Origin of the sequence: Streptomyces sp. NPDC047000 (assembly GCF_040644295.1) — a bacterium.
Lineage (GTDB): Bacteria > Actinomycetota > Actinomycetes > Streptomycetales > Streptomycetaceae > Streptomyces.
Map to the genome: position 1 here is coordinate 1 of NZ_JBEYWE010000037.1, position 20,665 is coordinate 20,665.

Below are 20,665 nucleotides of genomic sequence, written 5' to 3' on the forward strand. Positions count from 1 at the left end.
GGCAGCGGCTCCGAGGCCGTCACCAGCTCCCGCAGCGGATACCGCGCCAGCACCGCGTCCACCTCCGGCGTCAGCGCCGCCGCGAGACGCGTCGCGGCCGGCTGGCTCCCGTCGCGCAGACCCGCCACGGCGGCCAGCACGGCCTCCCGCCCCTCCGGGCCTTCCTGCGCTTCCGGGCCTTCCTGTCCCTCCGGCGCGGGGACGCCTTCGGCCGCCCGCTCGAGCAGCCGCGCGCCCTCCTCCAGGACGAGCTCCGTGTCGATCCCGGCCGGGACCTTGATCCGGGCGTGGTGGCGCCAGGTGGTGACCGGGTCGCTCCACGCCTCGACGTGGAACGTCCACCGGCCGGTCCGGTCCGGGGTGACGTCGGCGCCCCAGCGGTCGGTGCCGGGAGCCAGCTCCCGCATCGGCGTCCACGGACCCGGGCATCCGTCCGGACCGGTGAGCACGGCGTTCGCGGCCACCGCGTCATGGCCCTCGCGGAAGACGGTGGCCGAGACCTGGAACGTCTCGCCGGTCACCGCCTTGGCGGGCCTGCGGCCGTGCTGGACGACCGGTTCGACATCCAGCACCGGTATGCGGCCGACGGCGGTGGCGACGGGAGTGCCGGGGGCGTCCGGGGCGTCCGGGGCGTCCGGGAGGGAGGTCCCGGGGGCGCCGCCGGTGGCGGTGGCGCGATCGGACCGGCCGCCCGACTTGGTGGCGGACCTGGCACCGGACTTGGCGCCCGGCTTGGCACCGGACTTGGCGCCGGCTTTGGCGCTCGGCCTCTTGCCCGTCCTGCCGCCGGACGACTTGCCGGACGTCGTGCCGGACGTCTTGCCGGACCTGTCCTTCGTCGTCTCGCCGGTCGTCTCACCGGTCGTGCCGTCGGCGGGTGCGCCGGTCGTGCCGTCGGTCGGGTCGCTGGTCGGGTCGCTGGTCGGGGGTGATGCCGAACTGGTCGAGGGGGCTGACGAGTGGTGCGTGGCGGGCATGACCGCTCCTGTCCGCGTCAACGAGGGGTGTGGGCGGATGGATGGTGGAGGAGTGTGGTTCCCCTGGCACACCTGGGAGGCGTACCGGAGGAGCCTTCCCACCCTGTTCGGATGGGCAATCCGGAACTTTGTTAACTACTCCCGTGTATGTCTACACACAATTCCGGCCCCGTCGGGTGGCAACGGGGCCGTTGCCCGGAACTCTGCCACTACGACCGCGGAACGTGCAGCCGTTTCCCCGGAGACCCGGCTTCCGCCTCCGGCCGCACGCCGGACACGGTGTCCGCGGCGTGCGGTGACGCCCGGGACACACCGGACCAGGCCGCCTTCCCAGTGTGGCTCACGTTCGTCACGGACGTGATGCCGGCGCCGCGTATGCGTGGGTGCCATGCCCGGTTTCCTCTCCTCGGCCCCTCCTCAGGTGCCCCGCGGCAGCCGCGACACGCCGGTGCGCACATTTTTGCGGTGAGGTGCGTGCGCGCCCGGCGGCGCCCGGCGCCCGGCGGAGAACGCCACCCGGGCAGCCTCTCGTGCGGGGCGGGGCGCCACAAGGACGCCTGAGGGGGCGGAACCGGCCAACCCGGCCGGGGACCGCCGGGAGCCCGACACGCCACGAGCTCCCGGGCGCACCCGACGGCTCCCGGAAGCTCCCAGGGGCTCCCGGCGGCTGCCGAGGGCTGCCGTGAGGGCCCCGGGAGCCGGGCGCGTCCCGGTGGCGGACGCCGCGACGCGCGGGCGGAAGGGTGCGGATCACATCATGCGCCGCTCGGAGGCACCATGGTTGGAGAGCACCCCGCACATATAACGTCTGGGGTGATGACGGGACGCACACCGCCGTGCGTCCTCCTACGCACGCCCCGCCCGAGGTGGAATGTGAAGGCGATCCGTCGGTTCACCGTCCGTCCCGTTCTCCCCGAACCCCTCCGGCCGCTCAGCGAGCTGGCGCGCAATCTGCGCTGGTCCTGGCATGCCGAGACCCGAGACCTTTTCCAGTCCGTCGATCCCGAGCTGTGGGCCGCCTGCGGCGGCGACCCGGTGCGGCTCCTCGGCGGGGTACGCCCCGCGCGCCTGGCCGAGCTGGCCGAGGACCGCCGTTTCCTGCGCCGGCTGACGGCCGCCGCGGACGACCTCGACGACTATGTGACCGGCCGGCGCTGGTACCAGGCGCAGTCCGGCGATCTCCCGGCCGCCGTGGCTTATTTCTCCCCCGAGTTCGGTGTCACCGCCGCCCTGCCCCAGTACTCCGGAGGTCTCGGCATCCTCGCCGGCGACCATCTGAAGGCGGCCAGCGACCTCGGTGTCCCACTGATCGGCGTGGGACTGCTCTACCGGCACGGCTATTTCCGGCAGTCCCTGTCCCGGGACGGCTGGCAGCAGGAGCAGTACCCGGTGCTGGATCCCAACGAGCTGCCCGTCTCCCTGCTCACGGAGGACGACGGCAGCCCCGCGCACGTCTCCCTGGGCCTGCCCGGCCGCCGCAGACTGCTCGCCCGTATCTGGATCGCCCAGGTCGGCCGGGTCCCGCTGCTGATGCTGGACTCCGACGTCGAGGAGAACGACCCCGGTGAACGCGGTGTCACCGACCGCCTCTACGGCGGCGGCAGCGAGCACCGGCTGTTGCAGGAGATGCTGCTCGGCATAGGAGGCGTGCGCGCGGTCCGGGCCTACTGCCGGCTGACCGGACACGCCCGGCCCGAGGTGTTCCACACCAACGAGGGCCACGCCGGTTTCCTCGGCCTCGAGCGGATCGCCGAGCTGTGCGACGAGGGGCTGGACTTCGACGCCGCCCTGGAGGCGGTGCGGGCCGGCACGGTGTTCACGACGCACACCCCCGTCCCGGCCGGCATCGACCGCTTCGACCGTGAGCTGGTCGCGCGCCACTTCGGCCCGGAGGCCGAACTGCCCGGTATCGACGCCGAACGGATCCTCCGGCTCGGCAGGGAGACCTACCCGGGCGGCCAGGACCATCTGTTCAACATGGCCGTGATGGGTCTGCGCCTCGGTCAGCGCGCCAACGGCGTCTCCCTGCTGCACGGCCAGGTCAGCCGGGAGATGTTCGCGGGCCTGTGGCCGGGATTCGACGCGGCGGAGGTGCCGATCACCTCCGTCACCAACGGCGTGCACGCCCCGACCTGGGTGGCCCCGGAGGTGTTCCGGCTCGGCGCCCGGCAGATCGGCGCCCAGCGCACCGAGGACGCGCTCAGCGTGGGCGCCTCGGACCGCTGGGACTCGGTCGCCGAGATCCCCGACCTGGACATCTGGGAGCTGCGGCGCGAGCTGCGCGAACAGCTCGTCACGGAGGTCCGCGAGCGGCTGCGCGCCTCCTGGCGGCAGCGCGGCGCGGGCACCGCCGAGCTGGGGTGGATCGACGGCGTCATGGATCCCGACGTGCTCACCATCGGCTTCGCCCGGCGCGTCCCGTCGTACAAGCGCCTCACCCTGATGCTGCGCGACCGCGACCGGCTGACGGACCTCCTGCTCCACCCGGAGCGCCCCGTGCAGATCGTGGTGGCCGGCAAGGCGCACCCGGCGGACGACGGCGGCAAGCGGCTGGTGCAGGAACTGGTCCGGTTCACCGACGACCCCCGGGTACGCCACCGGATCGTGTTCCTGCCGGACTACGGCATGGCGATGGCGCAGAAGCTCTACCCGGGCTGCGACGTCTGGCTCAACAACCCGCTGCGCCCGCTGGAGGCGTGCGGCACCAGCGGGATGAAGGCCGCGCTCAACGGCTGCCTCAACCTGTCCGTCCTGGACGGCTGGTGGGACGAATGGTTCCAGACCGACTTCGGCTGGGCCATCCCCACCGCGGACGGTGCGGGCACCGACCCGGACCGGCGCGACGACATAGAGGCCGCCGCGCTCTACGACCTGCTGGAGCAGCGGGTCGCGCCGCGCTTCTACGAGCGCGGGCAGAGCGGACTGCCCGACCGCTGGATCGAGATGGTCCGCCAGACCCTCACGCTGCTCGGCCCGAAGGTGCTCGCGGGCCGTATGGTCCGCGAGTACGTGGAGCGCCTGTACGCTCCCGCCGCCCGTGCCCACCGCGTCATGGACACCGGCTCGGCGCGTGAACTCGCCGCCTGGAAGGGCAAGGTGCGGGCGGCCTGGCCGGAGGTCACCGTCGACCACGTCGAGACGACGGCCACCGCGGCCACCGCGGAGCTCGGCACGACGCTCGGCCTGCGGGTCCGGGTCGGCCTGGGCGCGCTCGGCCCGGAAGACGTCGAGGTCCAGGCGGTCTCCGGCCGGGTCGACCCCGACGACAGCATCGCGGACGCGGTCACGGTGCCCCTGAAACCGGCGGGTGCCCAGGACGCCGAGGGCCGCTGGTACTACGAGGGCCCGCTCTCCCTGGACCGCACGGGCCCGTACGGCTACACGGTCCGTATCCTGCCCGCCCACCGGCTGCTGGCCTCGGGCGCGGAGATGGGCCTGGTCGCGGTCCCCTCCGAGGAACTGTCGGCCGCGGCGGGGGTGCTGATGCGCTGACCGGAGGGGCTCAGGGGCTCAGGGTGTCCGGGGGGCTGCCGCCCCCCGGACACTCACTCGAACTGCGCGCACAGTCTGCGCAGCACGGTCCCGCACCGCCGTACGTACGCCTGCTGGAGCCCCCGGGTGGCCGGTCCGCCCGCCCGTGAGTACCACCGGGCCGGACGGCTGAACGCGTTCACGGTGAGCCACACCGTCCCGTCCCCGGTGCGGGACACGACGAACGCCTCCTCGCCGCACTCCGGGTGACCGGGCAGGGTGCCGTAGGCCCAGCCCGTCCGCCGGTGCTCCTGCACCGTCCACACGACCCGGCACGGCGCCCTGATCACCCCGGCGATGGTGACCGTGACCTCCACGCCCGGCGCGGCCCGTTCCGCGGCGGTCTCCACGCCGACGCCGCTGCCCCGGTGCATCTCCCAGGTGAGCAGCGCCTCGGAGGCACGGCGGAAGGCCTGTTCGCCCTCTCCCACCCGGGTGCGCAGATGGAGCGGACGGAATCCGGGCGGGTACGTGTCAGGGCTCTCGCGTGTCGCGCCCACTGCCTCGTACGTGAAGTCCTGCGAAGACATGGGACCCAAGAGTAGGGCGGCACCCGGGGTGCTCGCGCCCCCGGGTGCCGCCGTTTCCCGACTGCCGTCCGATCAGGTCACGTTGACCGCGGACCAGGCCGCGGCGACCGCGTTGTACTCGGCGCTGCCGGAGCCGTACAGCGCGGTGGCGGCGCTGAGGGTGCCGGTGCGGGCCGACTTGTAGTTGGTGGTCGACGTGAAGTACGTCGTCAGCGCCTTGTACCAGATCTGCAGCGCCTTGGCGCGGCCGATGCCGGTGACCGTGGAGCCGTTGGACGTCGGCGAGTTGTAGGTCACGCCGTTGATCGTCTTCGAGCCGCTGCCCTCGGAGAGCAGGTAGAAGAAGTGGTTGGCGACACCCGACGAGTAGTGCACGTCGAGGTTGCCGACCGACGAGGACCAGTAGTTGGCGGAGGCGCCGTCCTTGCTGGGCTGGTCCATGTAGCGCAGCGGGGTGCCGTCGCCGTTGATGTTGATCTTCTCGCCGATGAGGTAGTCGCCCACGTCCGAGGAGTTGGCCGCGTAGAACTCCACGCCGGTGCCGAAGATGTCCGAGGTGGCCTCGTTCAGACCGCCGGACTCGCCGCTGTAGTTGAGCCCGGCGGTGGCGGCGGTGACACCGTGGCTCATCTCGTGGCCGGCCACGTCGATCGCGGTGAGCGGGTGGGTGTTGCCCGAACCGTCGCCGTAGGTCATGCAGAAGCAGCTGTCGTCCCAGAACGCGTTGACGTACGCGTTGCCGTAGTGGACGCGGGAGTAGGCGGCGACGCCGTTGTTCTGGATGCCGTTGCGGCTGAAGGTGTTCTTGTAGAAGTCCCAGGTGAGCTGGGCGCCGTAGGCGGCGTCGGCGGCGGCCGTCTGGTCGGTGGTGGAGCTGGAGGCGGCGCCGGTGCCCCACACGTCGTCGGCGTCGGTGAACAGGGTGCCCTGCGCGGTGCTGCTGCTGTGGGCCTTGTTGTAGACCTTGTGGCCGCCGCGCGTGCTGTCGTTCAGCTGGTACGTCGAGCCCGACAGCGTGGTGTTGAGGGTGACCGTGCCCGAGTAGAGGGTCTTGCCGGTGCCGGTCTCGATGCCCTGGTACGTGTAGAGCTGCTTGCCGGTGGCCGCGTCGGTGACGACGTGCAGCTGGTTCGGGGTGCCGTCGTCCTGGAAGCCGCCGACGACGGTCTCGTAGGCGAGGACGGGCGTGCCGCCGCCGGCCCAGATCACCTTGCGGGCGCCGTCGGCCGACGTCTTCGCCGAGCCGAGCGATCTGGCGGCGGTGAGCGCCTGCTTCTCGGCCTTGGCGGCGGTGAGCTGCGGCTTGAGCGAGGCGACCTTGACGGCCGCCTTCGTCGCCCTGGTGACGCCCTCGGTGGCGCCCGACGCGGCGGTGTGCACGACCAGGTCGCCGCCGAGCACCGGCAGTCCGGCGTAGGTGCGCTCGTAGCGGGTGTGCACGGTGCCGTCGGCGTCCTTCACGACGTCCTTGACGATCAGCTTCTCCTGGGCGCCGAGGCCTATGTGCCGCGCGGTCCGCACGGCACCGGCCTGGGCCTTCTGTATCAGGGTGGTGCGGGCTGCCTCGGACAGCCGGACCGGTGCCGCGGCGAGCGGGGCGGCCTTGCCGGAGACCGCGGCCGGGGTCTGGGCCGAGGCGTTGGTGGCGAGGCCGGTGGTGAGGAGGGCTCCGGCGGCGACGGCGGTGGCGACGGCCAGGGTGGTGCGCTTGTGACGCGCGTAGAGGGGGCTCACGCAAGCTCCTTCTCGTGGGGGAGCCCGGTCGGCGTGGGGTACCGGCCGGGTGTAGCTGTGAAGTTGCTGTACTGCTTGCGGCGTGGAGAGAGAGTGACACCCGGGGCGCGTACATGTCAGGACCCTGTCGTGATGTTGGCTGAAAGGGCACCGGAAGGTGAATGTTTCGCCGCTGTGAACAGATCGGCCGCGGTGGTGCGCGACGGTCCCGCAGGGGCCTTCCGGGGCGCGCTGCCCCCGGGCCTCGGCACGCGGACGTCCGGTCGGCGCGGGCGTCGTGTGCCGCCAGCACCCGTTCTCCCGACTCACCTGTTCACCTGCGGACTTCACCCGTGGCACGGACCTCCCGGGCCTCCGCACCGCACCCGCGCCCGAAGCCGTCCCGCCGCCCCGCGACCCCGGCGGCCCGCGGCGCGCAGTCCGTCGGCGGCCTCTGTCAAGACACCCGGCACCCACCGCCATCGACCCCCTGCTTGGCGCGTTCTCGCCCCCGGCGGCCACCCTGATACCGGCCCCCGCCCGGGGGTCCCAGCCCCTTCGACCACACCGGCTGCACCGGCTCCACCGCCCGGACCGGCTTCACCGGCTCCCTGCCGGTACCGGCTACACCGCCGGGTCTCCGTGCCAGGTGTGCCACAGTGCCGCGTACGCCCCGCCCGCCGCCACCAGCTCGTCGTGCGTGCCGAGTTCGGTGATCAGGCCGTCCTCCATGACCGCCACCCGGTCGGCGTCGTGCGCCGTGTGCAGCCGGTGCGCGATGGCGATGACGGTGCGTCCCTCCAGCACGGCGGCCAGGGCGCGCTCGGTGTGCCGCGCGGTCGCCGGGTCGAGCAACGCCGTGGCCTCGTCCAGGATCAGGGTGTGCGGGTCGGCCAGCACCACGCGTGCCAGCGCCAGTTGCTGGGCCTGCGAGCCGTCCGGACGCCGACCCCGCCCGCCCAGCACCGTGTCGAGCCCGTCCGGCAGACCGCGTACCCAGCCCGCCGCCCCGACCGCGGCCAGCGCGTCCCACAACTCCGTGTCAAAGGCACCGGGTTCCGCGATCAGCAGGTTGTCGCGGACCGTGCCCAGGAAGACATGGTGCTCCTGCGTCACCAGCACCACCTGCCGCCGCAGCAGCTCCGGAGCCAGACCCGCGACCGGCACCCCGCCCACGGTCACCGTGCCGCCGGTCGGCGCGTCCACGCCCGCCAGCAGCCTGCTCAGCGTGGACTTCCCGGCCCCGGACGGCCCCACCACCGCGAGCCGTTCCCCGGGCCGCACCGTCAGATCCACCCCGCGCAGCACCTCGCCGCCGCGCTCGTAGGCGTACCGCGCCCCCGTCACATCGATGCGGTCGCCCTCCGGCACCGGCGACAGAGGTCCCGGACCGGTCCGCGGGGCCGCCGCCAGGCCCTCCACACGGGCGAACGAGGCACTGCTGCTCTGGAGTTGCTCGACATGCATCAGGACCTGGTCGAGCGGCTCGGCGAACTGCCGCAGATACAGCGCCGCCGCCACCACCGCGCCCAGGCTCATCCTCCCGTGCGCGTGCAGCGCGCCCCCGGCCAGCAGCACGCCCGCCACCGGCAGTGCGTACGACGCCTCGACGACCGGGAAGAACACGGTACGCAGCCGCAGGGTGTGGAAGCGTGTCCGCTTCGACTCCTCCAGAGCGTCCCGGCTCGCCGCGGTACGCCGCTCCCGGAGCCGGAGCGCCTCCACCGTGCGCGCCCCGGCGGCCGTCGCCGCGAGGACCTCCGCGACCTCGGAGGTGGCCGCGCCCTCGGCGAGATAGCCGTCCCGTGCCCGGCGCAGATACCAGCGCAGCGCCAGCCACACCGGCGTCAGCGCCAGCACCCCCACGGCGCCCAGCAGCGGGTCGACGGTGAACACCGCCACCAGGACCAGCAGCGCCTGCACGGCGTTCACCAGCAGCTCGGGCCCGACGTCCCGCAGCGTGGAGCCGACGGCCGCCACGTCCTCGGTGCCGCGCGTGGTGAGGTCACCGGTCCCGGCCCGCTCCACCGCCGACGCGGGCAGCGCGAGCGCCCGGTCGACGAACTCCTCCCGCACCCGGGCCAGGGTCCGCTCACCGAGCCGGTAGCCCCGGTCCCGGGCCCAGCGCGCCAGCAGCAGCTGCGCCGCCGCACACCCCAGGATCACCGGCGCCAGCCGGTCCACCGCGCCGGTGCCCTGCCCGGCGCGCACCGCGTCGACGATCCGTCCGAGCAGCCACGGCCCGGCGGTCCCGGCCGCCGCGGCCAGGACGTTCAGCGCCAGGACGGCGGCGAAGGCCCGTCCCTCGGCGCGCACCAGCCGCACCGCCGCCCGCCGTACCTCGGCCCGCCCCGCGACGGGCAGCCGCCCCGCCGTCGTCCTCACCCGGACACCTCCGACACTTCCGCCGTCCCTGCCGTCCCTGCCGTCCCTGCCGCCGTCCCCGAAGTCCCCGTTCCCGTGGTCCCCGCGCGCGCCTCGTCGTCGTCGGTGTCCCGGGCGACCAGCGCCCGGTACGCGGGCTCGGCCGCCAGCAGCTCACGGTGCCGGCCGGACGCCGCGGCCTTGCCGTCGACCAGGAGGTACACGGTGTCCGCGTGGTCGAGGACCAGCGGGGAGGTGGTGGTGACGACCGTCGTACGGCCCTCCCGGGCGTCGCGCAGCCGCGCGGCCACCGTGGCCTCGGTGTGCGCGTCGAGCGCCGAGGTCGGCTCCACGGCGAGCAGCACCTCCGGATCGGCGAGCAGCGCCCGCACCAGCCGCACCCGCTGCCGCTGGCCGCCCGACAGACTGCGGCCCTGCGCCGACACGGCCGAGCCGAGCCCGTCCGGCAGCCCCTGCACGATGTCGTCGGCCGCCGCCGCCCGTACCGCCCGCGCCACCGCTCCCGCGTCCCGCTCCCGGCGCCCGTGCACCGTCTCGCGCAGCGTTCCGGCGAACAGGTCGGCCTCGTTGTCCGCGACCAGGATCCGCTCCCGCACCTCCCGTAACGCGACCGCGTCGAGGCGTACCCCGCCCCAGGTGACGTCGGACGGCGCGTACCGGCCGAGCCGGTCGACGACCCCGGCGGCGTCGCCGGGCCGGGCGCTCACCAGGGCCGTCAGCGTCCCGGGCACCACCCGTACGCCCGACTCCGGGTCGTGCAGCCCGGCCGGCGCGGTGGGCGCCACGGCCCCGCCGTGGTCCGGTTCGGGCTCGAGCCGCAGCAGCCGCACCACCCGGCGGGCGGCCACCACCCCGCGGTTGAGGTCGTAGCCCATCTCGACGAGGAACGCCACCGGCCCCACCAGGACCGCGACATACCCGTACACCGCCACCAACTCGCCCACCGTGATGGCACCCTGGGCGGCGAGCCGGGCCGCCAGCCACGTCACCACGGCCAGGAACACCGTGGGCAGCCCCATGCCGAGCGCCTGGATCCAGCTGGCCACCGAGCCGACCCGGTACCCCTGCTCCCGCAGCCGCCGCGAGTCCTTCCGGAACGCGTCCGCGAACAGCCCCTTGCCGCCCAGCCCGTTGAGGACGCGCAGCCCGCCCGCGAGGTCCCCGATCCGCGCGGTGAGCACGCTCTGCCGCTCCCGGTACTCGCCCTCCGCGTCCTGCAACCGCCCCAGCAACGGCCCCGCCAGCACGGCGAGCACCGGCAGCCCCAGCAGCACCACACCCGCCAGCAGCGGCGACATCGACAGCAGCAGCCCGGCGACGACGAGGTACACGACGAGCGCCCCGGCGCCGGGACCGGCGATGGTCAGCGCCTGGCTGATGGTCTTCACATCGCTCACGCCGACGGTGACGACCTCCCCGGCCCCCACCCGGCGCGGCAGCGCGGCCCCCAGCCGCACCGCCTGCCCGACGACCACCTTCACGGTGCGGAAGTTGCCGTCCATCCGGACCCGCGTCATCGTGCGGTGCCGCATGATGCTCACCCACGAGTTGAACGCCCCGGTGACCAGCAGGGCGCCCGTCCACCCGGCGAGCGCCCATGGATCACCCGGTGCGAGCCCGTCGTCCACCGCCCTGGCCAGCAGATACGGCGCCGCGGCCATCAGCACCATCCACACCGCGGACAGCACCGCCCCGGCCACCGACCGCCACGGCTGGCACCGCACCAGCCACCACAGGTACCACCACCCGCCCCGCCGCTCGGGCGTCCCGGGATCCTCGTACGCGTCGATCAACCCGTCGTCCCTCTTCTTCCATGGTCGTGCAGGACGGACATGCTCTCCAGGTGGCCAGGGCCGTGCCGGGCCCGTGCGGGAGCCCGCGCCCGCGCCCGTGCCCGGGTGGGCTCACCGTGCCCGCGGGCGGTCAGGCCAGGCTGTCCCGCCAGGCCCGGTGCAGGGCGGAGAAGCGGCCCGTGCCGGCGATGAGTCCGGCGGGTTCGCCGTCCTCCACGATCCGGCCGTGCTCCATCACCAGCACCCGGTCGGCGATCTCCACGGTGGACAGCCGGTGTGCGATCACCACCGCCGTACGGCCCCGCAGCACCGTCGCCATCGCGTGCTGCACGGCCCGCTCCCCGGGCACGTCCAGCGAACTGGTCGCCTCGTCGAGGATCAGCACCGCCGGGTCGGCCAGCAACGCCCTCGCGAAGGCGACCAGTTGGCGCTGTCCGGCGGAGATGCGGCCGCCCCGCTTGCGGACGTCGGTGTCGTAGCCGTCGGGCAGCGTGACGATGAACTCGTGGGCGCCGATCGCCTTCGCCGCCGCCTCGATCTCCGAACGGCTCGCGTCCGGGCGGCCGATGGCGATGTTCTCGGCGACGGTCCCGGAGAACAGGAAGGCCTCCTGCGTCACCATCACCACCCCGCGCCGCAGTTCGGGCCCCGGCAGGTCGCGCAGGTCCACCCCGTCGAGCAGCACGCGGCCCTCGGTGGGGTCGTAGAAGCGGGCCAGCAGCTTCACCAGCGTCGACTTGCCCGCGCCGGTCGTGCCGACCACCGCGACCGTCTGCCCCGCGGGCAGCGTCAGGTCGAAGCGGGGCAGCACCTCGCCGCCGGTGCGGTAGGCGAACCGCACCCCGTCGAACACGACCTCGCGGCCGGGCAGTCCGGAGACGGGCGCGGGGAGCGCCCGGGGCGTCTCCGGTTCCGGCACGGACGGGGTCTGCGCCAGCAGCCCCGCGATCTTCTCCAGCGAGGCCGCCGCCGACTGGTAGGAGTTGAGGAACATCGCCATCCGGTCGATGGGGTCGTACAGCCGCCGCAGGTACAGCACCGCCGCCGCCAGCACCCCCAGCTCCAGCGAGCCGTCCGCCACCCGGTAGGCGCCCCACAGCACGGCCAGCGCGACCGTCGTGTTGGCCACGATCCGCGACGCCACCACGTAGTGCGCCATCTCCAGCAGCGCGTCGCCGTTGGTGCGTTCGAGGACCTGGTTGAGCCCCCGGAAGTCCGCGTCGTTGGCGGACTCGCGGCGGAAGGCCCGCACCGGGCGGATGCCGTTCATCGTCTCGACGAACTTCACGATGACCCGCGCGATCGCCGTGGACCGCGCGGTGAACACCTCGCCCGCGCGCCGCCGGTAGCGCCGTACCAGCAGATACAGCGGCCCGAACGACGCCACCGCGACCGCGCCGAGCCCCGGGTCGAGCCACAGCAGCAGCGCCGAGATGGAGACGAAGGACAGTGCCACCACGACCAGTTCCTGGAGCCCGTCGCCGAGCAGCTCGCGCAGCGACTCCACGTCCGTGGTCGACCGGGAGATCAGCCGGCCCGAGGTGTAGCGCTCGTGGAAGTCGACACTGAGCGCCTGCGCGTGCCGGAAGATCCGGCCGCGCAGATCCAGCAGCACGTCCTGGCTGACCCGCGCCGACGTCCGGATGAACGCGTGCTGGAACATCCCGGAGGCCAGCGCGCACAGCAGATACCCGGCGCCCACCGCGATCAGCGGGCCCCGGTCGTCGTGTCCGCGCAGCGCCGGTACGGCGGTGTCGATGGCGTACGCCACCAGCAGCGGGCCCAGCTGCGAGGCGGCCTGCTGGAGCAGCAGCAGGACGACGGACACCGCGACCCGGGCCCGCCACGGGCGCAGCAGGGAGCGCAGCAGTGTGCCGGTGGCACCGGGCGGGGTGGGCAGGACGTCCTGGTCGAACGGATCCTCCGCCCCGTCCGCCCGGTCCGCCCGGTCCGCCCGGTCCGCCCGGTCCGCCCGGTCCGCCCGGTCCGCCCGGTCCGCCCGGTCCGCTCGGTCCGCCCGGCTCGGGCCGGGCGTGCCCTCCGGCTCGTCCGGGCGTTCCGGCCCGCTCGGGTCCTCCGGACCGTCGGCCGGGTCACGACCAGAGAGGGACGTGGCGGGCGCCGTCATCGGCGGACCTCCTGTGGGTCGTCCTCGGTGATGTCCGCGGGCTCGGGCTCGGGGTCGGGCTCAGGGGCGGGCTCGGTCTCGGGGTCGGGCTCGGGCTCGTCCGTGGGGGCCCGGTGGTCCGCGCCGGACATCAGGTGGGCGTACTCCGGGTGGGTGCGCAGCAGTTCGTGATGGGTGCCGACGGCGGTGATCCGCCCGCCCGACAGCAGCGCGACCCGGTCGGCCAGCAGCACCGTGGAGGGGCGGTGGGCCACGATCAGGGCCGTGGTGTCCGCGAGCACCTGGCGCAGCGCGGCCTCCACGGCCGCCTCCGTGTGCACGTCCAGGGCGGACAGCGGGTCGTCCAGGACCAGGAACCGGGGCCGCCCGACCACCGCCCGCGCCAGCGCGAGACGCTGCCGCTGACCGCCCGACAGGCTGAGGCCCTGCTCGCCGACCTGGGTCCCGGTGCCCTCGGGCAGCGTATGCGCGAAGCCGGCCTGCGCCACGTCCAGCGCCCGCGCCAGCTCGGTGTCGCCCGCCTCGTCCCCCGCCCCCATCAGGACGTTCTCCCCGACGCTCGCCGAGAACAGGGTGGGCTCCTCGAAGGCCACGGAGACCAGGGCGCGGAGCTCCGCTCTCGTCATACCGGTGATGTCGGCGCCGTCCAGGGTGATCCGGCCGGACGTCACCTCGTGCAGCCGGGGGATCAGCGCCGTCAGCGTCGTCTTGCCGCTGCCGGTCGCGCCCACCAGCGCCATGGACTCCCCGGGGGCGATGTGCAGCTCGACGCCGTCCAGGACGGGCGGGGTGCCGGGCGGGGCGTCGGGGTAGCGGAACCGCACGCCGTGGAAGCGCAGACCACCGGTCCCGAAGACCTCCGCGGGCCGCGCGTCCGCCCGCCGGCTCTCCCCTTCGCCTTCGCCTTCCTCGTCCTCCGGTGCAGCGTCCATCACCTCGAAGTACCGTTCCGTGGCCGTCGCGGCCTCCTGGCTGAGTGCCAGCAGGAAGCCCATCGACTCCACCGGCCAGCGCAGCGTCAGCGCCGTCGACAGGAAGGCGACCAGCGTGCCCGCGGACAGCTCGCCGTGGGCGACCCGTACGCTCCCCAGGACCAGCGCCGCCCCGATGGCCACCTCGGGCAGGATCATGATCACCGCCCAGAGCGCCGCCAGCAGCCGCGCCTTGCGCAGCTCCGTGCCGCGCAGCGTGCCCGACAGCTCACGGAAGGCGTGCGCCTGGCTGCGGTGCCGTCCGAAACCCTTGATGACGCGGATGCCCAGCACGCTCTCCTCGACGACCGTTGTCAGATCGCCCACCTGGTCCTGCGCCAGCCGCGCCATGTCCGAGTACCGCTTCTCGAAGAGCACGCACAGCACCACGACGGGCACGCCGGGGCCGAGGATCACCAGCCCGAGTGCCCAGTCCTGCATCAGCATGATCACCACGCCGACCAGGATCGTCACGCCGTTGACCAGCAGGAACGTCAGCGGGAAGGCGAGGAACATACGCAGCAGCATCAGATCGGTCGTGGCCCGGGACAGCAACTGGCCCGAGGGCCAGCGGTCGTGGAACGCCACCGGGAGCCGTTGCAGATGCCGGTAGAGAGCCGCCCGCATCTCCGCCTCGACGTGCGACAGCGGGCGCGCGACGAGCCAGCGGCGCGTCCCGAACAGCAGCGCCTCCGCGATGCCGAGGAGGAGCAGACACAGCGCGCCGAGCCACACCCCGCCGGGGTCGCGGTGGGCCACCGGGCCGTCCACCATCCACTTGAGGACCAGGGGGATGACCAGGCCGAGGCAGGAGGCGACGATCGCGACGCCGGCGGCGGTGAACACGCGGGCGCGGACGGGTCTCACGTAGGGCCAGAGGCGGAGCAGGGTGCGGACGGCTGATCGTTGCGGGGGCGGTTCTACGGCGGTGGCAGGTGTCGTGGGCATCACAGCGAGCCTACGGATCGGTGACGGTGCCGCCCACCGAGTTTTGGCCGGACCCGGATCGGCCGCCGGTCCTACGACCCCGGTGACCAGCCCTGCTCCTCCCGCCCCCGCCGCCCCTTCCCGTCCCGTCACGGGGGCGCTGCCCCCGTACCCCCGCTCCTCAATCTCCCCCAGAGGGGGTACCCCCAGGAGGGGCTGACTTTCAGCCCGTCCGGCGTTTGAGGACGAGGCCCGTCCAGGGCCGAAAGGGGGGTCCGGGGGCGCAGCCCCCAGGGACGGGACGGGAAGGGGCGGCGGGGGCGGGAACCGTGGCCCGGCCTCACACCGCCCGGAGGAAGAGCACGGACCTCCCCGGCACCGTGATCGTCGTCCCCGCCGGATGGACGACCCGAGGAGACTCCGTCTGGTCCTCCCGCGAGGTGTCCACGACCACCTCGTACCGCTCCGCCCACGGCGAGGCCGGAAGGGTGAACCCCGTGTCGTCCGCCCCGGCATGCAGCACCGCCAGGAAACTGTCGTCGAGGATCTCGTCGCCCCGCTCGTCCCGCCCCGGGATGTCCCGTCCCGAGAGGTACATGCCGAGCGTCGCCGCAGGCGCGTACCAGTCGCCCTCCGTCATCTCCGCACCCCGGGCGGTGAACCAGGCCAGGTCCCGCAGCCCGTCCGCCGAGTGCGCCCGCCCGGAGAAGAACGCCCGGCGGCGCAGCACCGGATGGCGGTGACGCAGCTCGATCAGCCGGGCGGTGAGGTCGAGCAGGGCCGCGCAGCCGGGGTCCTCGCGCAGGCTCCAGTCGAGCCAGCTGACGTCGTTGTCCTGGCAGTACGCGTTGTTGTTGCCGCCCTGGGTGCGGCCCATCTCGTCGCCGGCGACCAGCATCGGCACGCCGGTGGACAGCAGCAGGGTGGTCAGCAGGTTGCGCAGCTGGCGGCGGCGCAGGGCGCGGACACCGGCGTCGTCGGTCTCGCCCTCCGCGCCGCAGTTCCAGGACCGGTTGTCGTCGGAGCCGTCGCGGTTGCCCTCGCCGTTGGCCTCGTTGTGCTTGTGGTCGTACGTCACCAGGTCGCGCAGGGTGAAGCCGTCGTGCGCGGTGACGAAGTTGACCGAGGCGTACGGCCGGCGCCCGCCCCAGGCGTACAGGTCGCTGGAGCCGGAGAGGCGGTAGCCGAGGTCGCGGACGTCCGGCAGCGCGCCGCGCCAGAAGTCCCGTACGGCACCCCGGTAACGGTCGTTCCACTCGGTCCACAGCGGCGGGAACGCGCCCACCTGGTACCCGCCCGACCCCACGTCCCACGGCTCCGCGATCAGCTTGACCCGGCGCAGCACCGGGTCCTGGGCGATGACCGCGAGGAACGGGGAGAGCATGTCCACGTCGTGCATGGAGCGGGCGAGCGCGGCGGCGAGATCGAAGCGGAAGCCGTCGACGCCCATCTCGGTGACCCAGTAGCGCAGCGAGTCGGTGATGAGCCGCAGCACCTGCGGCTGGACCACGTGCAGGGTGTTGCCGCAGCCGGTGTAGTCGGCGTAGCGGCGGGCGTCGTCCTGGAGACGGTAGTAGCCGCGGTTGTCGATGCCCTTCATCGACAGGGTGGGACCGAGTTCGCCCGCCTCGGCGGTGTGGTTGTAGACCACGTCGAGGATGACCTCGATCCCGGCCGCGTGCAGTGCGCGCACCATCCGCTTGAACTCGCCGACCTGCTGCCCCGTCGTACCGGAGGCGGCGTAGGCGGCGTGCGGGGCGAAGTAGCCGATGGAGTTGTAGCCCCAGTGGTTTTGCAGGCCGCGGCGCAGCAGATGGTCCTCGTGCGCGAACTGGTGCACCGGCAGCAGCTCGACGGCCGTCACGCCCAGCCTCACCAGGTGCTCGATCGCGGCGGGGTGGGCGAGTCCGGCGTAGGTGCCGCGCAGCTCCTCGGGGATGCCGGGGTGGCGCCGGGTGAAGCCGCGCACGTGCAGCTCGTAGATGACGGAGTCGGCCCAGGGGGTCTTGGGACGGCGGTCGTCCTGCCAGTCGTCGTCGTCGTCCACGACGACGCCCTTGGGGACGTACGGCGCCGAGTCCCGGTCGTCGCGCACGGTGTCCGCGACCCGCTGCTCCGGCCAGTCCCGGACGTGCCCGTACACCTCCGGCGGCAGCGCGAACTCGCCGTCCACCGCGCGGGCGTACGGGTCCAGCAGCAGCTTCGCCGGATTCCAGCGGGCGCCGGTCCACGGGTCCCAGCGGCCGTCCACCCGGTAGCCGTAGCGCTGGCCCGGCATCACACCGGGGACGAAGCCGTGCCAGATCTCATGGGTCAGCTCGGTCAGCGGTACCCGGGTCTCCCGGTCCCGTTCGTCGAACAGGCACAGCCGGACGGCCTCCGCGCCGCCCGCCCAGAGCGCGAAGTTGGTGCCGGCGACACCGTCCGGGCCGACCCGGAAGCGGGCGCCCAGCGGGGTCGGCGTGCCCGGCCGTACCGGTACCCCGGGCGGCGTGGGGCGGGGCACCTCCCCGCGTCCCGCGGCGGACGGGCGCGCCTCCTCCGCGGTGCGGCCCCGCACCACGGCCCACGTCTCGGCTGCGTCAGCTGCGCTCGTCACTTCCTGGCCTCCTGCGGCTCACGGAACGGCGTCGGAAAAAGCAGCATGCGGCGTCCCTGCCCTGGCTCCTGCCGCGTCGTTCTCCCACTGTTCTGCCCAGAGCTTGCGCCGCACTCACGTTTCCCCAGCGCGGGGCCGGTCGTTGTGGTGCCATGAGGTATGCACAAGGGCGCGCACGGCGCGCGAGGGCCGCGCTGACCGCGCCGTCAACCGTATGGTCGCCCCTACCGTCAACCGTACTGTCGGAGACCCCCCGGTCTCCCTCCACCCCACCGGTCACCCCACCGGCCGTCCCACCGGTCACGCCGCCGGCCGCCGCACCGGCCGTCCCGCCGGTCCGCGTCGCGCGACCTACCCGGGCCGTACCGCCGGCCCGCGGTGTGCGGCTGACCCGCGTCGCGCTGCCGGCCTGGGCCGTGCTGCTGGCCGTGGTCACCGGCTGTACCGCCCCCGGCCCGGTCGGGACCGGGCTCGGCGGGCTGTTCGGCCGGGCGCCCACCGCGGCGGACGTCATCCGGGTCGCCCCGGCGGACGGCAGCCGCGCGGTCCGCTCCGGCTCGGCGCTGCGGGTGCGGGTGGCGGACGGCCGCCTCGAGTCCGTACGGGTGGTCAGGGACCAGGGCGGCCGGCGCACCCCCGTCCCCGGGCACCTGTCCGCCGACGCGCTGACCTGGGAGCCCGACGACCCCCGCCTCGCGTTCGCGGCCCGCTACACCGTCGAGGCGGCGGCCCTGGACGCCCAGGGCCGTCACTGGGCCCGGCACACCGCCTTCACGACCTACGTCCCCGCCCGGCGCTTCGTCGCCGACGTCCTGCCCGGCGACCGTACGACCGTCGGCACCGGCATGATCGTCTCGCTGGCGTTCAGCCGGGAGATCCGCGAGCGTGCCGTCGTCGAGCGCGCCGTACGCGTCACCGCCCGGCCCGCCGTCGAGATCCGTCCCCACTGGTTCGGCACCGACCGCCTCGACTTCCGTCCCCGGCACTACTGGCGGCCCGGCACCCGTGTCACCGTCGCGCTCCGGTTCAACGGGATCGAGGGCGCGCCGGGCGTCTACGGCCTGCAGGAACGGACGTACTCCTTCACCGTCGGCCGCAGCCAGACCGCCCTGGTCGACGCGGCCGACCACACCATGGAGGTACGGCGTGACGGCGTGCTCCTGGACACCCTGCCCATCACGGCGGGCGCGCCGAAGACCGCCACCTACAACGGGAAGATGGTGGTGATGGAGAAGGAGCGGGTGACCCGGATGGACGGCCGCACGGTCGGATTCGGCCGCGCCTACGACATCAAGGACGTCCCGCACGCCATGCGGCTGACCGATTCCGGGACCTTCCTGCACGGCAACTACTGGGCGCCGGAGGCCTTCGGGCACGAGAACGTCAGCCACGGCTGTGTGGGACTGCGGGATGTGAAGGGCGGCGGACCGGACACCCCGGCGGGCTGGTTCTTCGACCGCAGCCTGATCGGTGACGTGATCGAAGTGGTCAACAGCGACGACAGGACGGTCGCTCCCGGAAACGGCCTCGGAGGGTGGAACATGGGATGGACGGAGTGGAAGGCGGGCGGGGCGGCCGACCGGGCGTGAGACGTGCATGACACGGGCATGACACAGCTGTACGGGCGGCCCGGTCACGGACCGGCGGTGCGCCCGGCCGCGGTCCGGCTGTGTGCCGGGTCCGGGCCGGGCGGCGCCGTAAAGGGCCGGAAGTTGCTGCTGAACGGTGACATTCGGCCAGCCCTCCACCCAAAACCAGGCAGTTAATATGCCGCCATGGCGTGCGTGGGAGCGCGCAGGGGTGGGGCCGGACCGGCCCCGTGGAGGGGAGCAGAGTTGAACGTGCGACCGATATCGGGGGCGTCGGTTGACGCGCGCCGCGGCCGGCGGCGGGGCACGAAGAGGGGGCACCTGGCGCTGATGACCGGCGCCCTCCTGCTGGCCGTCACCGCGTGCGGCGGCGGAGGGTCCGGCACCGGGTCCGCCGGCGCGGGTGACGCCCAGGGCAAGAACGCGGACACGCAGCAGAGCAAGCAGTCCGAGGCCGTCGTCACCGTCGCGCCCAAGGACGGCGCCAAGTCGGTCGACACCAGCGGCGCCCTCAAGGTCAGCGCGGCCAAGGGCAGGCTGACGGACGTCCAGGTCAAGGACGCCAAGGGCAAGGCGGTCGACGGGAAGATAACCGGCGGCGGCACCACCTGGACGCCGGCCACCCATCTGGCCGCGTCCACCAAGTACACGGTCCACGCGACCGCCAAGGACTCCGCGGGCCGTGAGTCCGCCGAGGACAGCAGCTTCACCACCCTCACGCCGCAGAACACGTTCGTCGGCTACTTCACCCCCGAGGACGGCTCCACCGTCGGCGTCGGGATGCCGTTCTCCGTCCGCTTCACCCGGGGCATCACGCACCCGGCGGACGTCGAGAAGGCCATCAGCATCAAGACCGAGCCCGCCGTCGACGTCCGGGGCCACTGGTTCGGCAACGACCGTCTCGACTTCCGTCCCGAGCAGTACTGGAAGTCCGGCACCAAGGTCACCGTCAAGCTCAACCTCGACGGCGTCGAGGGCCGCCCCGGCGTCTACGGCAAGCAGACCAAGACGGTCTCCTTCACCATCGGACGCAACCAGGTCTCCGTGGTCGACGCCAAGAAGCTCACCATGAAGGTCATGCACGACGGAAAGGTCGTCAAGAAGCTGGCCGTCACCACCGGCAAGCCCGGTTACGACACCTGGAACGGCCAGATGGTCATCAGCGAGAAGCTCCGGGTGACCCGTATGAACGGCGAAACGGTCGGCTACGGCGGCGAGTACGACATCAAGGACGTGCCCGACGCCATGCGCCTGACCGACTCCGGCACCTTCATCCACGGCAACTACTGGGGCGGCGGCGCGTTCGGCAACTACAACGCCAGCCACGGCTGCGTCGGCCTCCGCGACATCCGCGGCGGCGGCGACCGCTCGCTGCCGGCGGGCTGGTTCTTCGACCACTCCATGGTCGGCGACGTGGTGGTCGTCAAGAACTCGAACGACCGCACGGTCGACCCGGCCAACGGCTACAACGGCTGGAACATGTCCTGGGCGAAGTGGACCGCCTAGCACGCGGATGACGGCA

Annotated in this window: 11 protein-coding genes; 3 read left to right on the forward strand and 8 right to left on the reverse strand. The window is 73.4% G+C overall.

The features are described from left to right. Window positions 1-977: maltotransferase domain-containing protein (locus tag ABZ862_RS34795; RefSeq protein ID WP_360967343.1), on the reverse strand; the 977-nt coding region annotated here is incomplete at its 3' end. A gap of 873 nt (window positions 978-1,850) precedes the next feature. Between ABZ862_RS34795 and ABZ862_RS34800 the strand changes: the two genes are divergently transcribed. Continuing rightward, complete coding sequence (locus ABZ862_RS34800) at window positions 1,851-4,469, forward strand: glycosyltransferase family 1 protein (RefSeq protein WP_360967346.1); 2,619 nt, start codon at window positions 1,851-1,853, stop codon at window positions 4,467-4,469. Between the two features lie 53 nt (window positions 4,470-4,522). Here ABZ862_RS34800 and ABZ862_RS34805 read toward each other — a convergent pair whose 3' ends face one another. From ABZ862_RS34805 to glgX, 7 genes are all read right to left on the reverse strand, one after another. Then, entirely contained in the window at window positions 4,523-5,038 is a 516-nt protein-coding gene (locus ABZ862_RS34805; protein ID WP_360967349.1) for a DUF1990 domain-containing protein, read from the reverse strand. 72 nt (window positions 5,039-5,110) lie between these two features. Next, window positions 5,111-6,772 carry a M4 family metallopeptidase gene (locus tag ABZ862_RS34810; RefSeq protein WP_360967352.1) on the reverse strand — a complete coding sequence of 554 codons (1,662 nt, stop codon included), beginning with the start codon at window positions 6,770-6,772 and terminating at the stop codon, window positions 5,111-5,113. 603 nt (window positions 6,773-7,375) lie between these two features. After that, the gene (locus tag ABZ862_RS34815) at window positions 7,376-9,136 is read right to left on the reverse strand and encodes an ABC transporter ATP-binding protein (protein ID WP_360967355.1); all 1,761 of its coding nucleotides are present in this window, start codon (window positions 9,134-9,136) and stop codon (window positions 7,376-7,378) included. Further along, window positions 9,133-10,929, reverse strand: coding sequence for an ABC transporter ATP-binding protein (locus ABZ862_RS34820; protein ID WP_360967358.1), 1,797 nt, complete (start codon window positions 10,927-10,929; stop codon window positions 9,133-9,135). Before ABZ862_RS34820 ends, ABZ862_RS34815 begins: the two co-directional genes overlap by 4 nt. Before the next feature lie 130 nt (window positions 10,930-11,059). Continuing rightward, on the reverse strand, window positions 11,060-13,057 hold the full coding sequence (locus tag ABZ862_RS34825; RefSeq protein ID WP_360967361.1) for an ABC transporter ATP-binding protein: 1,998 nt from the start codon (window positions 13,055-13,057) through the stop codon (window positions 11,060-11,062). Continuing rightward, entirely contained in the window at window positions 13,054-14,976 is a 1,923-nt protein-coding gene (locus ABZ862_RS34830; protein WP_360967363.1) for an ABC transporter ATP-binding protein, read from the reverse strand. Before ABZ862_RS34830 ends, ABZ862_RS34825 begins: the two co-directional genes overlap by 4 nt. 319 nt (window positions 14,977-15,295) lie before the next feature. Next, complete coding sequence (gene glgX / locus ABZ862_RS34835) at window positions 15,296-17,461, reverse strand: glycogen debranching protein GlgX (protein WP_360967462.1); 2,166 nt, start codon at window positions 17,459-17,461, stop codon at window positions 15,296-15,298. A 473-nt stretch (window positions 17,462-17,934) separates the two neighbouring features. On the opposite strand from glgX, the gene ABZ862_RS34840 reads away from it, so the two are divergent. Both ABZ862_RS34840 and ABZ862_RS34845 read left to right on the forward strand, forming a co-directional pair. Beyond that, on the forward strand, window positions 17,935-19,143 hold the full coding sequence (locus ABZ862_RS34840; RefSeq protein WP_360967366.1) for an Ig-like domain-containing protein: 1,209 nt from the start codon (window positions 17,935-17,937) through the stop codon (window positions 19,141-19,143). Window positions 19,144-19,389: 246 nt separating this feature from the next. After that, the gene (locus ABZ862_RS34845) at window positions 19,390-20,649 is read left to right on the forward strand and encodes an Ig-like domain-containing protein (protein WP_360967369.1); all 1,260 of its coding nucleotides are present in this window, start codon (window positions 19,390-19,392) and stop codon (window positions 20,647-20,649) included. The last annotated feature ends 16 nt before the right edge of the window (window positions 20,650-20,665 follow it).

Excerpts from the sequence above, each read along its gene's own strand:
- ABZ862_RS34805 (WP_360967349.1), bottom strand. The coding sequence starts at position 5,038 with ATGTCTTCGCAGGACTTCACGTACGAGGCAGTGGGCGCGACACGCGAG.
- ABZ862_RS34825 (WP_360967361.1), bottom strand. The coding sequence starts at position 13,057 with ATGACGGCGCCCGCCACGTCCCTCTCTGGTCGTGACCCGGCCGACGGT.
- ABZ862_RS34830 (WP_360967363.1), bottom strand. The coding sequence starts at position 14,976 with ATGCCCACGACACCTGCCACCGCCGTAGAACCGCCCCCGCAACGATCA.